Here is a 12546-nt window from a genome sequence, read left to right on the forward strand (position 1 = left end):
TCTGAGTGCATCCTCGCATCGACGTTGCGAACAAAGCAGAAACGATGCTTGATGGGCGATGAACCTCGCCACACCTGATTCGTCCTTTCGGGAGCCGACCGTTCGGCCGGCCTATCTTGCCCGGCTGAACGATGCCCAGCGCCAGGCCGTCGAGCACGGCGACGGCAAGATCGGCGGACCGCTGCTGGTCATCGCCGGGGCCGGTTCGGGCAAGACCAATACGCTGGCGCACCGCGTCGCCCATCTGATCGTCAGGGGGGCAGACCCGCGCCGCATCCTGCTGATGACCTTTTCGCGCCGCGCCGCATCCGAAATGGCCAGGCGCGTCGAGCGTATCGCCGGTGAGGTGCTCGGCCGCGACGCCGCGGTGATCACGGATGCGCTGACCTGGGCCGGCACTTTTCACGGCATCGGTGCGCGGCTGCTGCGCGACTATGCGCTGGAGATCGGCCTTGACCCGGCCTTCACCATCCATGACCGCGAGGATTCCGCCGACCTGATGAACCTGGTGCGGCACGAGCTGGGATTTTCGAAGACGGAAGCGCGCTTTCCGACCAAGGGCACCTGCCTTGCCATCTATTCGCGCGCCGTCAATGCGCAGGCGCCGCTGGACGAGATATTGGGGTCTGCCTTCCCCTGGTGCGCCGGCTGGGCCGAGCAGCTGAAGCAGCTGTTCGCAGGGTATGTCGAGGCCAAGCAAGCGCAGAATGTGCTCGATTACGACGATTTGCTGCTCTACTGGGCCCAGATGGCGGCAGAGCCTGAAATAGCGGCGCATCTGGGAGGGCGTTTCGACCATGTGCTGGTCGATGAATACCAGGACACCAACCGGCTGCAGGCGTCGATCCTCATGGCGCTGAAACCCGACGGCGCCGGGCTGACGGTGGTCGGCGACGATGCGCAGTCGATCTATTCGTTCCGTGCCGCCGAGGTGCGCAACATCCTCGATTTCCCGAAACAGTTCGCGCAGGTCGCCGATGTGGTGATGCTGGAACGCAATTATCGCTCGACCGAAACCATCCTCGCCGCCGCCAATGCGGTGATCGGCGAGGCTTCGGAGCGCTTCACGAAGAACCTGTGGTCGGAGCGCAAATCATCCGACAAGCCAAGACTGGTGACCGTGCGCGACGAGGTCGAGCAGGCGAACTTCGTCTGCGATGCCATCCTGGCCGAGCGCGAGGCCGGCACGGCGCTGAAATCGCAGGCGGTGCTGTTTCGCGCTTCGCACCACAGCGGCCCGCTGGAGATCGAACTGACGCGGCGCAACATTCCCTTCGTCAAGTTCGGCGGCCTGAAGTTCCTCGATGCCGCTCATGTCAAGGATGTGCTGGCGGTGCTGCGCTTTGCCGAAAACCCGCGCGATCGGGTCGCCGGATTCCGTGTGCTGCAGCTGATGCCGGGCATCGGCCCTTCGGCTGCCGCGCAGATCGTCGAGACGATGACGTCGGCGCTGGACGAGGCGATGGGCCTTGCCGGCTGGCGCCCGCCGCAGCGCGCGGCGGACGACTGGCCGGGTTTTGTCGCGCTTTATTCCGGTCTGCGAGCCGGCGCCAAATGGCCCGCCGACCTCGAACAGGTAAGGCTGTGGTACGAGCCGCATCTGGAACGCATCCACGAGGACGCGACGACCAGGCGCGCGGACCTTTTGCAGCTTGAGCAGATCGGTTCGGGTTATGCCTCGCGCGAACGGTTTCTCACCGAACTGACGCTCGACCCGCCGGACGCCACCAGCGATCAGGCCGGACCGCCGCATCGCGACGAGGACTACCTGATCCTGTCGACCATCCACTCGGCCAAGGGCCAGGAGTGGAAGAATGTCTTCGTGCTCAACACGGTCGACGGCTGCATTCCGGCCGATCTCGGCGTCGGCACCAAGGAGGATATCGACGAGGAGCGCCGGCTGCTCTACGTGGCGATGACAAGGGCCAAGGACAATCTCAGCCTGGTCATGCCGCAGCGTTTCTTCCCGCACGGCCAGGCGGCGCGGGGCGACCGCCACCTCTACGCCTCGCGCACCCGTTTCATCCCGGCCTCTATCCTCTCCGCGTTCCAGCAGATGTCGTGGCCGAGCGCGCAAGCGACACAGGGCAGGGCGGCCCGTCCGGAGGTACGTGTCGACATTGGCGCGCGCATGCGCGGCATGTGGAAATAGTAGCAAGGGATAGCGTCATGTCCCAACCGCCGATCAGGATCGCCATCGCGGGGGCGCTTGGCCGCATGGGTCGCCAGATGGTGGCTGCCGTCCAGGCCGATCAGCGGCTGGCGCTCGTCGCCCGTTTCCACCGGCCGGGCATCGCTGGCGAAGGGCTGGTGAGCCGCGACGAGGCGCTTGCCATGGCCGACGTGGTGATCGATTTCACCACGCCGGCGGCATCGGCTGATCTGGCCAGGTTTTGCGCTGACCACGGCGGGCCAGCACTGGTCATGGGCTCGACCGGCTTCGATGCTGCTGAATTGGCCACCATCGCCGATGCCGCGAAAACCATCGCTATCGTGCGCTCCGGCAGCTTTTCGCTCGGGCTCAACATGCTGGTTGGGCTGGTCGAGCAGGCGGCGAGGGCCCTCGACCGCGACGACTGGGATGTCGAGATTGTCGAGGCCCATCATCGCCACAAGATCGATGCGCCGTCGGGCACGGCGCTGATGCTGGGGCAAGCCGCGGCCGGCGGTCGCGGTATCGAGCTGGACACCGTCGCAAGGCGCGCCCGCGACGGCCTCACCGGCGCGCGGCCGGCAGGCGAAATCGGCTTCGCGGTGCTACGCGGCGGCAGCATTGTCGGCGAGCACGGCGTCAGCTTCTGTGCCGAGGGCGAGACCGTGACCCTGTCGCACTCAGCCGGCGATCGCATCATGTTCGCCCGCGGCGCCATCGCCGCCGCACTCTGGGTGGCGGGGCGTGTACCCGGCGAATATGACATGCGCGACGTGCTGGGATTGAACGCCTAGGTTTGCGGTGACTTTCCCGGTTGCCTTGAAAGGTGGCTGAAAGGTTGGTGACCTAAATGTTGACGGGCGCCCCCATATTGTCGCGGAAAGCGATGGGAGAGAGAGGGGCGCGGGAAACGAACAAAGGGAAGAGGCCATGTCGCTCGCGCGAATTCTGCTCGATTCAGCCGCCACAACCGCACTCGTCGCCACTATGGTCTTGTCCGCGCCGTCCGCACGCGCCGACGAAAAGATCTCCATCATGGTGGGTGGCTACGAAAAGCAGATCTACCTGCCCGCCAAGCTGGCGGAAGCGCTCGGCTACTTCAAGGACGAAGGTCTCGACGTCGAGCTGCTGAACGAGCCGGCCGGCGTCGATGCGGAGAATGAGATGCTTGCCGGAGCCGTGCAAGGGGTGGTCGGTTTCTATGACCACAGCATCGACCTGCAGGCGAAAGGTAAATTCGTCGAATCCGTCGTCCAGTTCAGCCAGGCGCCTGGTGAAGTCGAGCTTGTTTCGACCAAGCATCCAGAGATCAAGTCGCCCGCCGACTTCAAGGGCATGAGCCTTGGCGTCACCGGCCTCGGCTCCTCGACGAACTTCCTGACGGAATATCTTGCCGTCAAGAACGGGCTGAAGCTCGGCGAATTCACCTCGGTTCCGGTCGGCGCCGGCAATACCTTCATCGCAGCCATTCAGCAGGATAAGATCCAGGCCGGCATGACGACCGAACCGACGATCACGCGGTTGCTGAAGACCGGAGAAGCGTCCGTTCTTATCGACATGCGCACGATTGAAGGCACCAAGGCCGCGCTCGGCGGCACCTACCCGGCTGCCTCCCTTTACATGCAGACGGACTGGGTCGACGCGCACAAGGAGACGGTGCAGAAACTGGCGAATGCCTTCGTCAAGACACTGAAGTTCATCAACACCCATAGCGGTGCGGAAATCGCCGACAAGATGCCGAAAGACTACTATGTCGGCGACAAGGAAGGTTATGTAAAGGCGCTGGACGCCGGCAAGGCGATGTTCACCGCCGATGGGGTCATGCCCGAAGGCGGGCCGGAAACGGTGCTGACAGTGCTGTCGGCCTTCAAGAAGGACCTGCAAGGCAAGCAGATCGACCTATCCAAGACCTACACCACGGAATTCGTCAAAAACGCCAAGTAGCCGACCCGTGCTGGCGCGATGAAGGCATCGCGCCGGCCGCCGTCCGTTTTTCACGTTGGGTGTCGCCCGGCCACCGGGCGGCCGCTCGATTTTGGAGTTGCTTGACCATGGCTATCGAAAAGACTGTTCCGGCGATCGAGCTGATCAATGTCAGCCGCCGTTTCCTTTCCCCCACTGGCAAATCGCTGACGGCGCTGCGCGACTTCACCATGACGGTCGAGCGCGGCGAATTCGTCGCCGTCGTCGGCCCGACCGGTTGCGGAAAGTCGACCACCCTCAACCTGATCACCGGATTGGCCAGCCCAAGTGCCGGCGAGGTTCGCGTCATGGGTGGCCCGGTCAAGGGAATAGACCCGCGCATCGGCTTCGTATTCCAGACCGACGCCCTGTTCCCCTGGCGCACGGTGATCGAGAACGTGATGGCCGGGCCGCTGTTCCGCGGCAAGCCCAGGCCGCAAGCCCAGGCCTCGGCACGCGACTGGCTTGCACGCGTCGGCCTGTCTCGGTTCGAGCAGCACTATCCACACCAGCTTTCTGGCGGCATGCGCAAGCGCGTGGCGCTCGCCCAGACCTTTATCAACGGTCCCGAGATCCTGCTCATGGACGAACCGTTTTCCGCGCTCGACGTGCAGACACGCGTTCTCATGCATGAGGAGCTGTTGCGCCTCTGGTCCGAAGCCAGGGCATCCGTGGTCTTCGTCACCCACGATCTCGAAGAGGCGATTGCGCTGGCCGACAAGGTCTATGTGCTGACCGCCGGGCCGGCCACGGTAAAGTCGGTCTACACCATCGACCTGCCGCGCCCGCGCGTGGTCGCCGATATCCGCTACGAGCAGAGCTTCATCGATTACTCGCGCACGATCTGGGCCGACCTCAAGGAAGAGGTCGAGACCAGCTACGCGCGCGCCGCTGCCTGAGGAGCAACCCCATGACCGACGCTACCATGGACATCAGTGCAAGAACTTTCAGGCCGGGCACCTCCGATGCGGAAATCGAAGCGGCCGCCGCGAAAGCGGTGACGCATCGCCGCCGCACCGTAATGTTCTGGCGGGTCGCCATTCTCGTCGCCTTTCTGGTTCTGTGGGAAGTCGCCGCCCGTCTCGCCTGGATCGATCCGTTCTTCTACGCAATGCCGAGCGCGATCGCGTTGCGGCTCTATGAGTGGACCACGGAAGGAACGTCCGAGGGGCCGCTCTGGTATCATCTCTATGTTACCATGGAGGAGTCGGTCATCGGCTTCGTGACCGGCTCGGTTGCCGGTATCATCATCGGCGTCGCGCTCGGCCGCAACCGCATGGCTGCCGACATTTTCTCGATCTACATCAAGGTGATCAATTCCATTCCGCGCGTGGTTCTGGCGCCGATCTTCATCATGATCCTCGGCCTTGGCCTCGCTTCGAAAGTGGCGCTTGCCTTCGTGATGGTTTTCTTCGTTGTCTTCCACAACGCCTTTCAGGGCGTGCGGGAGGCCGACAGGGCAATGATAGCCAATGCCCGCATCCTGGGCGCGTCCAACTGGCAATTGACCCGCTCGGTGATTGTGCCTTCGGCGATGAGCTGGATCTTCGCCAGCCTGCATGTCAGCTTCGGCTTTGCCATCATCGGCGCGATCGTCGGCGAGTTCGTTGGCTCGCGCTACGGCATCGGTCTGCTGATCAACATCGCCAAGGGATCCTTTGACGCTGCCGGCATGTACGCGGCGATCGTCATCGTCATGGTGGTGGCGCTCGGTGCCGAATATCTGATGACGATGGTCGAGGATCGCCTGGCAAAATGGCGTCCCCAGCCACTGCATGAGACGCAGTGAGCGGCGACAGCCCTAGCTGCCCGCCAGCGGCAGCCTTACCTCAACCACCAGACCGCCGGCCGTGCCATCCCCGAGGGTGACGCGGCCGCCGGCATTTTCGACGACCTCGCGTACGATGGCGAGACCAAGCCCGCTGCCTTCCTCGGTCGAACCGGCGATGCGGTAAAAGCGCTCGAAAACATGGTCTCGCTCGTCCATCGGAATGCCGGGCCCGTCGTCGGCGACCGTCAGCACGGCTTCACCGTCAACGGCCGCCAGCTTGACTGTGACGGTGCCGCCGGCTGCCGAATAGCGCAGCGCGTTGTCGACGAGGTTGACGATCATCTCGCGCAGCATCGTGCCGTCGCCGATGACCGGCACGGGGCCGGCCTCCTCGAGGCCGAGATCGATATTGCGGCTGATCGCTGTCGGCGCCTGCGTTTCCAGCACATGGCGGGCAGCCTCGGTCAGGTCGATGCGGTCGGCGCGTGGCCGCCTGCTGCCTGGTTCTGCGCGGGAAAGGGTCAGCAGCTGTTCGGCCAACCGTGCCAGCCGGCCGGAACTGGCCTGTAGCGCCACCAGGGCTTCCTGGCGCGCGTCAGCCGCACTTTCGCGCAACGCATAGCTTGCCTGTGTCGACAGCAACGCCAGCGGTGTGCGCAACTGGTGCGCCGCATTGGCGATGAAGCGGCGCTGGGCCGCCATCTGTGCCCGCACGCGCTCCATATAGGCGTTCAGTGCATCGATCAGCGGGCGGATCTCGCTTTGAGCACCCGGCACTTCGACCGGATCGAGCTCGCTGCGGTTTGGCGAACGCACTGCGTCGCGCAACCGGATCAGTGGCGCGAGGCCGCGATGCAGCCCCAGCAGAACGAACAAGCCGGCAATCGCCACCAGCGCCAGCTGCTGGGTGAAGGCGCTGAGCCAGAGCCGTCTCACCATCGCGTCATGGCCGGCGAGCGTAACGCCCACAGTGACTGTTATGGGGGAATCGGCACCGGCACCGATCACGGCATGGCTGAGGGTCAGAAGCCGCAACGGGTGCTCGCGATAGCTGGCCCCGACGCTGGCGTGCTCGGGCGCTTCGGGCAGGTCCGGATAGCCCGTCAGCAGCCGCCCTCCGGCAGCCTTGACATGGTAGTAGACGCTGTCGCGATCGCCGGTATCGAACATCTCGATCGCCGCCGGCGGTATCGTGGCGTCGAGCACGCCGTCGGTCACGGCGGCACGCTCGGCAATGGCGCGTGCCGAGCCCATCAGCATGCGATCGGTGACGAGATCCGCGGTTGTCAGCGCGTTGCGGTGGCTGGTCCACAAATTGATGGTGGCGAGCCCGACGAGCGGCAATACCACCCAGGCCAGAAGCTGCAAGCGGAGGCTGTTAATCCTCATGGCGCAGGAGATAGCCGAGGCCGCGCAACGTGACGATGCGGACCCGCGAGCCTTCCAGTTTCTTGCGCACACGGTGCACATAGATCTCGATGGCGCTGGGGTCGGCGTCGGTCTCGAAATCGTAGATTGCCGCCGACAGCGCCGCCTTGCTCACCGTGCGCCCGGCCTTGACCATCAATTGCTCTAGTACGGCATGCTCGCGCGGCGTCAGCGCCAGCGTTTCGCCCGCGAGCGAAAACAGCCGCGTGTTGGTGTGGAAGACGAGATCGCCACACGAAACGACAGGCGCGGTGCGGTCGTTGGCGCGTCGTAGCTGGGCCCGGATGCGCGCCTCGAGCTCCTCGATCTGGAAGGGTTTCGCCAGATAGTCGTCGGCCCCCTCGTTGAGGCCCTTGACCCGGCCGTCGAGGCTGGCATTCGCGGTCAGCACGATGACCGGCACACGGTTGCCGCGCGCCCGCAGCATGCGCAACACCTCGAGCCCGCTCATGCGCGGCAGCGCAAGGTCGAGGATGACAAGCGCATGGTCGCCGGCGGCCAGCGCGTGCTCGACATCCTCGCCGTCATGGACTATGTCGACGACATAGTTCGCCTGGCGCAAGGTCTTGCCCAACCAATCCGCCAGTTCGCGATTGTCCTCGACGAGCAGCAGCCGCATTTTCTATCGCCGTCCTGGGATGCAAGTCACCCGGAAATCTGTCCGTCCCTTCGACCGGCATAGCCAGGTCGCGTCCGATTGATGATCGTGCACAATCGATAATATCGATCCAGCCACAAGGCAAATGCGGGCATCGTCGTTTCCGACACCGTGAATCGCCGTCTCCAGACGCGACGGGTTCGGGGCTCAAAAATGAGCCGGTTTATCGTCCCCGGCGGATTTGGGGCCCGCGCAATTCATGCCGTTCGATGCCCTGAAAAAAGCGTCCGTACCGGTCTGTCGCCGCAAATCGAACCGATCGGTTCGTTTTCTGTTGACGGACCGTCCAGTACATGGTGAACGCCGGCTCAGTGAATGGTTACGCCACCCGATGGGCGCTTTGCGATAACCGTCTGTTTTTGAAGAAGAAAATTATGACCGCTTAAGCCCTTGACCAAATTTCAAGGGACGGATTCGAGCCGCGAGGGAACATCTTCGTGATTGGAAGTCGGCGACCGACAAACCCACTTCGGGGTGGTCCGAGCGACGCGAAATTCCTCCCAAGGGCACGCCACTAGACGGACAGGACAAAAGAACACTGGAGTACTTAAAATGACCAAGATCGCTCTTACCGCCGCTGCCATCCTCGTTGCCACGGGCACTGCCTTTGCCGGCAGCGACAATTATGGCTCGGCCAACGCCAACCAGCCCGCCGCTACCGTCGACAACTCGTTCACGGCTTCGATTCAGAAGTCGAACTCGACCGTCGAAAAGCCGGTGACGCAGGGCAGCGACCGCAACCTGTTCGGCAACCGCTGATCACCTTTTCCGACCCAGTCGCAATCAACCAAATATTCAAATCAGGAGTAAATAAAATGACCAAGATCGCACTCACCGCCGCCGCCATCCTTGTTGCCACGGGCACCGCTTTCGCCGGTAGCGACAACTACGGATCCAACAATGTCAACCAGCCGGTTGCCAGCCAGTCGGTCTCCAACATCGACACCACGCACACCGGCTCGATCGTGAAGTCCGAAAAAGCGCAGGGTGACGCCAATGCCAACGTGCCGGCCCAGTCTGGCCAGGGCATATGGGGTCGTTGATTTCTGAAAGTCTTCGACCACAAAGAGCGGTGGGCTCGGCCCACCGCTCTTGTTTTTTGCGCTTGACGCTGATGCGCAGTCGCCAACCGACCCCGAAATTCGCCTATCTACAAAACATCTCCACGCCCGGGAATAAAACCGGACTGTCCGGCGTCTTGTCCGTAGCGGAACCGTCCTCCCAAGACGCCGCCCAACGGAAGAACCAGGAGACTTGAATATGAACAGGACTACCCTCATCGCCGCCGCCATCCTCGTTGCCACGGGCAGCGCTTTCGCCGGCAGCGACCACTATGGCTCCAACAACGCCAACCAGCCGGTTGCCCCGGCTGCCGGCGTCGATCATGCCGTCACGGGTTCGGTCAAGACCATGGCTGAGCACAAGGCTGCGGACGCCAAGATGAAGACCACAACCGGCTGGCCCGAACCCGGTCAGGGCATCTGGGGCAACTGATGTCTAGAGCGGATGTGGCGGGCTTGGCCTGCCGCATCTGGATGCTAGCCCAGATCCTTCGGCCGCAGACAATGCGTCAGCCGGGCGGAGGACAGTCCGGACCAGTCACCCTCGAACACGAAGCGCGCAAGGGCTCCCGTCGGGAACTTTTCCTCGAGCCTCTTGCGGGCCTTGGTCTCCGACCTTGGCCCGGCAAGCTGCTTCGCCAGATCTTCCAGACCCGGATTGTGGCCGACCACCAGCAAGCTGCCGCTCGACGGGTCGACCTGACGAATCTGGCTCAGAATATCCGCCGCTGAAGCATTATAGAGTGTCCTGGCGAATGCGACCTGGGGAAGCGCGGGCAATTCCACCGCCACCAGCCGCCAGCTGTCACGGGCTCGTAGCGCCGACGACACCAGCGCCAGGTCCGGCAGCCAGTCGCGCGCGGCAAGCGCGCGGCCCATCAACTGGGCTGCCTTCAATCCGCGTTCGGCCAGGGGACGGTCGAAATCATCGAGGTCGGGATCATCCCAACTCGATTTGGCGTGGCGAAGCAGGAGTAGCTGTTTCCAGGAGGCAGACATGGATCAGAACAATGTCGACACGTCGCGCGCGCCGTGCACGACACGAACGATCTCGATATGTTTTCGGGCAATACGATAGAGCACGAGGTAATTGCCAATCGTGAGCGCTCGCGCTTGGGCGGCGATGTCCGGTCTTCGCGGGCCGGATTCAGGGAAATCGGCGAGTTGCAAAATGCGCTCCGACACAACGTTCAGAAAGCGGTCGGCGGCAAGCGGGTTGTCCGTGGCGATGGCAAACCAGATGTTGATCAGGTCGTTCTCGGCTGCCGGGCTGCGGACAATAGGGACGCCGGCCATCCGCTGCTACTTTGCGCCGGCGAGCCGACTACGGGCTTTCTGCTTGATGGCCTCGATATCGAAAGGTTCGGATGGACCGCTTTCAAGCCCTTCCGACCAAGCCTTGCGCAGCCGTTCCGCTTCGGCTTCGCGCAAGGGCTGCCGCAGCCGCCACTCTCGCAAGGCTTCGCGGATCACTTCGCTCGCCGATCCGTATTGCCCGCTAGCTACGGCGCCCTTGACCATATCAAGCAGGTCCGGGGAAAGCGCTACGCTAACTTTCTCGACTGTTGACATCGACCTGTCTCCTTACCCAAATGGTAGCAAATATTGCTACCATTCTCAATGGCAAGGCTTACGGCGTGATGCGCGCCAGCTGTTCGAGATCGATCTCCTCGCGCAGCGGGGTCGGCGTGATGATCATCGCGCTTGCGTTGTCGGCGTCGTCGGCGAAGCGGGCAAAGACGGTGCGTCCGCGTTCCATCCGCGCCCTGCCTTCGGCCACCAGCCCCAGCGCCAGCGGATAGAGCCGGTGCTCTGCCTTCAGCACGCGGGCAGCCAGCGCATCGGCATTGTCGCCGACCATGACCGGCACCGCCGCCTGGGCGATGATCGGGCCGTCATCCATCTCAGACGTGACGAAATGCACCGTGCAGCCATGGATTCGCATGCCGGCGGCAAGCGCGCGCGCATGGGTGTCGAGACCCTTGAATGCAGGCAGCAGGGCAGGGTGGATGTTGATCATCCGGCCTTGCCATTTCTCGACGAAGCCTGTGGTGAGGATGCGCATATAGCCGGCCAGCGCCACGATTTCGGCATTGAATGCCGAAAGCGCTGCATCGATCGCCGCATCATGCGCCTGCTTGCTGCCATGGCCGGCGCGGGAAATGACCTGCGTGGCGATGCCGCGCGCTTTGGCGATGCCGAGGCCGGCGGCGTCCGCTCTGTCGGAAATGACGCCGACGATCTCGGCCGGGAAAGCCGGGTCGCTGGCCGCCGCTATCAGTGCGGTCATGTTGGAGCCGCGTCCGGAGATCAGAACAACGGTGCGTTTCCTCTGCGCGCTCATAGGCCGATCGAGCCCCGATAGATGACACCGGCGTCGCGGCGCGGCACGATGCGGCCGATCGGCGTCACTGTCTCGCCGGCTTCCTGCAGCACGGCGGCGACTTGCGCCGCCTGGCCGGAAGCCACCGCCAAAATCATGCCGATGCCGCAATTGAAGGTGCGCATCATTTCTTCCGGCGCCACGCCGCCGGTCCTTGCCAGCCACGAGAACACCGCAGGCACGTCGATCGCCTCGAGGTCGAGTTCCGCCGAAAAGTCCTTGGGCAGCACGCGCGGAATGTTTTCCGGGAAGCCGCCGCCGGTGATGTGGGCCAGCGCCTTGATGCCATGCGTGTTGCGGATCGCCTTGAGGATCGACTTGACGTAGATGCGGGTCGGTTCGAGCAGCGCCTCGGCAAGCGTCGCCTCGTCATTGAACGGCGCCGGGTCGCTCCAGGCGAGACCGCTGACGGCGACGATACGGCGCACCAGCGAAAATCCGTTCGAATGCAGGCCCGAGGAGGCCAGCCCCAGCAGCACGTCGCCTTCGACGATGTCGTCGGTCGGCAGCAACTGGCCGCGTTCGGCCGCGCCCACGGCAAAGCCGGCAAGGTCGTAGTCATTGCCATGATACATGCCCGGCATTTCAGCCGTTTCGCCGCCGATCAGCGCGCAGCCGGCCTGGCGGCAGCCCGCGGCGATGCCGCCGACGATCGCCGCGCCCTGCTCGGGATCGAGCTTGCCGGTGGCGTAATAGTCGAGGAAAAATAGCGGTTCCGCGCCCTGGACGACGATGTCGTTGACGCACATGGCGACGAGATCGATGCCGATCGTGTCATGTTTTCCCGCATCGATGGCGATCTTCAGCTTGGTGCCGACGCCGTCATTGGCCGCGACCAGCACCGGATCGGTAAAGCCCGCCGCCTTGAGGTCGAACAGACCACCGAAACCGCCGATCTCGCCATCGGCGCCTGGCCGGCGCGTCGCGCGCACCAGCGGCTTGATCTTCTCGACCATCAGATTGCCGGCGTCGATATCGACGCCAGCTTCGGCATAGGTGAGCCCGTTCTTGCGCTTGCCTGTTTTTTGCTGGCTCGTGTCGCGCTTGCTCATCGCAATTTTCCTGCTCGTTTGCGGGCTCTTCGCATGAACGGTTTCAGTCCGCAAGGATAACGGCGGCCGAGGTGCGTTT

Annotated in this window: 15 protein-coding genes; 8 read left to right on the forward strand and 7 right to left on the reverse strand. The window is 63.6% G+C overall.

The genetic code is table 11. The annotated features are described in order from the left end of the window. Positions 1-58 precede the first annotated feature (58 nt). From NR193_RS04630 to NR193_RS04650, 5 genes are all read left to right on the forward strand, one after another. Positions 59-2152, forward strand: a complete 2094-nt coding sequence (locus NR193_RS04630) for an ATP-dependent helicase (protein ID WP_256749686.1) — start codon at positions 59-61, stop codon at positions 2150-2152. Positions 2153-2169: 17 nt separating this feature from the next. Beyond that, a complete protein-coding gene (gene dapB / locus NR193_RS04635) occupies positions 2170-2946 on the forward strand; it encodes a 4-hydroxy-tetrahydrodipicolinate reductase (protein WP_256749687.1) in 777 nt (258 codons plus the stop codon). A gap of 193 nt (positions 2947-3139) precedes the next feature. Then, a complete protein-coding gene (locus tag NR193_RS04640) occupies positions 3140-4096 on the forward strand; it encodes an ABC transporter substrate-binding protein (protein WP_375162684.1) in 957 nt (318 codons plus the stop codon). Between the two features lie 107 nt (positions 4097-4203). After that, a complete protein-coding gene (locus NR193_RS04645) occupies positions 4204-5013 on the forward strand; it encodes an ABC transporter ATP-binding protein (protein ID WP_256749689.1) in 810 nt (269 codons plus the stop codon). Between the two features lie 11 nt (positions 5014-5024). Further along, entirely contained in the window at positions 5025-5903 is an 879-nt protein-coding gene (locus NR193_RS04650) for an ABC transporter permease (protein ID WP_256749690.1), read from the forward strand. A 12-nt stretch (positions 5904-5915) separates the two neighbouring features. On the opposite strand, the gene NR193_RS04655 is transcribed toward NR193_RS04650, so the two are convergent. After that, positions 5916-7274 carry a sensor histidine kinase gene (locus NR193_RS04655; RefSeq protein ID WP_256749691.1) on the reverse strand — a complete coding sequence of 453 codons (1359 nt, stop codon included), beginning with the start codon at positions 7272-7274 and terminating at the stop codon, positions 5916-5918. After that, positions 7264-7932 carry a response regulator gene (locus tag NR193_RS04660; RefSeq protein WP_256749692.1) on the reverse strand — a complete coding sequence of 223 codons (669 nt, stop codon included), beginning with the start codon at positions 7930-7932 and terminating at the stop codon, positions 7264-7266. Before NR193_RS04660 ends, NR193_RS04655 begins: the two co-directional genes overlap by 11 nt. 591 nt (positions 7933-8523) lie before the next feature. Between NR193_RS04660 and NR193_RS04665 the strand changes: the two genes are divergently transcribed. The 3 genes from NR193_RS04665 to NR193_RS04675 all read left to right on the forward strand — a co-directional run bounded on the left by NR193_RS04665 (position 8524) and on the right by NR193_RS04675 (position 9465). After that, positions 8524-8730, forward strand: a complete 207-nt coding sequence (locus NR193_RS04665; protein WP_256749693.1) for a DUF680 domain-containing protein — start codon at positions 8524-8526, stop codon at positions 8728-8730. 56 nt (positions 8731-8786) lie between these two features. Next, positions 8787-9014 (forward strand): DUF680 domain-containing protein, encoded by a 228-nt coding sequence (locus NR193_RS04670; RefSeq protein WP_256749694.1) that lies wholly within the window; start codon positions 8787-8789, stop codon positions 9012-9014. Between the two features lie 217 nt (positions 9015-9231). Further along, the gene (locus tag NR193_RS04675) at positions 9232-9465 is read left to right on the forward strand and encodes a DUF680 domain-containing protein (RefSeq protein WP_256749695.1); all 234 of its coding nucleotides are present in this window, start codon (positions 9232-9234) and stop codon (positions 9463-9465) included. A 44-nt stretch (positions 9466-9509) separates the two neighbouring features. Here NR193_RS04675 and NR193_RS04680 read toward each other — a convergent pair whose 3' ends face one another. From NR193_RS04680 to purM, 5 genes are read right to left on the reverse strand one after another with little or no spacing between them, the layout of a single operon-like run. Further along, positions 9510-10031 carry a histidine phosphatase family protein gene (locus tag NR193_RS04680; RefSeq protein ID WP_256749696.1) on the reverse strand — a complete coding sequence of 174 codons (522 nt, stop codon included), beginning with the start codon at positions 10029-10031 and terminating at the stop codon, positions 9510-9512. Between the two features lie 3 nt (positions 10032-10034). Then, positions 10035-10328, reverse strand: coding sequence for a type II toxin-antitoxin system RelE/ParE family toxin (locus NR193_RS04685; protein ID WP_256749697.1), 294 nt, complete (start codon positions 10326-10328; stop codon positions 10035-10037). Positions 10329-10334: 6 nt separating this feature from the next. After that, entirely contained in the window at positions 10335-10604 is a 270-nt protein-coding gene (locus NR193_RS04690) for a type II toxin-antitoxin system ParD family antitoxin (RefSeq protein ID WP_256749698.1), read from the reverse strand. A 58-nt stretch (positions 10605-10662) separates the two neighbouring features. Then, positions 10663-11376 (reverse strand): phosphoribosylglycinamide formyltransferase, encoded by a 714-nt coding sequence (purN, locus tag NR193_RS04695; RefSeq protein ID WP_256749699.1) that lies wholly within the window; start codon positions 11374-11376, stop codon positions 10663-10665. After that, entirely contained in the window at positions 11373-12467 is a 1095-nt protein-coding gene (gene purM / locus NR193_RS04700; RefSeq protein ID WP_256749700.1) for a phosphoribosylformylglycinamidine cyclo-ligase, read from the reverse strand. Before purM ends, purN begins: the two co-directional genes overlap by 4 nt. Between the last annotated feature and the right edge of the window lie 79 nt (positions 12468-12546).

Origin of the sequence: Mesorhizobium sp. Mes31 (genome assembly GCF_024519675.1) — a bacterium.
GTDB lineage: Bacteria > Pseudomonadota > Alphaproteobacteria > Rhizobiales > Rhizobiaceae > Mesorhizobium.

Coding starts and splice junctions, on each gene's coding strand:
- purM (WP_256749700.1), bottom strand. CDS start 12,467: ATGAGCAAGCGCGACACGAGCCAGCAAAAAACAGGCAAGCGCAAGAAC.
- NR193_RS04660 (WP_256749692.1), bottom strand. CDS start 7,932: ATGCGGCTGCTGCTCGTCGAGGACAATCGCGAACTGGCGGATTGGTTG.
- NR193_RS04630 (WP_256749686.1), top strand. CDS start 59: ATGAACCTCGCCACACCTGATTCGTCCTTTCGGGAGCCGACCGTTCGG.
- NR193_RS04650 (WP_256749690.1), top strand. CDS start 5,025: ATGACCGACGCTACCATGGACATCAGTGCAAGAACTTTCAGGCCGGGC.
- NR193_RS04685 (WP_256749697.1), bottom strand. CDS start 10,328: ATGGCCGGCGTCCCTATTGTCCGCAGCCCGGCAGCCGAGAACGACCTG.
- NR193_RS04670 (WP_256749694.1), top strand. CDS start 8,787: ATGACCAAGATCGCACTCACCGCCGCCGCCATCCTTGTTGCCACGGGC.
- NR193_RS04690 (WP_256749698.1), bottom strand. CDS start 10,604: ATGTCAACAGTCGAGAAAGTTAGCGTAGCGCTTTCCCCGGACCTGCTT.
- NR193_RS04665 (WP_256749693.1), top strand. CDS start 8,524: ATGACCAAGATCGCTCTTACCGCCGCTGCCATCCTCGTTGCCACGGGC.
- NR193_RS04675 (WP_256749695.1), top strand. CDS start 9,232: ATGAACAGGACTACCCTCATCGCCGCCGCCATCCTCGTTGCCACGGGC.
- NR193_RS04680 (WP_256749696.1), bottom strand. CDS start 10,031: ATGTCTGCCTCCTGGAAACAGCTACTCCTGCTTCGCCACGCCAAATCG.
- NR193_RS04640 (WP_375162684.1), top strand. CDS start 3,140: ATGGTCTTGTCCGCGCCGTCCGCACGCGCCGACGAAAAGATCTCCATC.
- NR193_RS04655 (WP_256749691.1), bottom strand. CDS start 7,274: ATGAGGATTAACAGCCTCCGCTTGCAGCTTCTGGCCTGGGTGGTATTG.
- purN (WP_256749699.1), bottom strand. CDS start 11,376: ATGAGCGCGCAGAGGAAACGCACCGTTGTTCTGATCTCCGGACGCGGC.
- NR193_RS04645 (WP_256749689.1), top strand. CDS start 4,204: ATGGCTATCGAAAAGACTGTTCCGGCGATCGAGCTGATCAATGTCAGC.
- dapB (WP_256749687.1), top strand. CDS start 2,170: ATGTCCCAACCGCCGATCAGGATCGCCATCGCGGGGGCGCTTGGCCGC.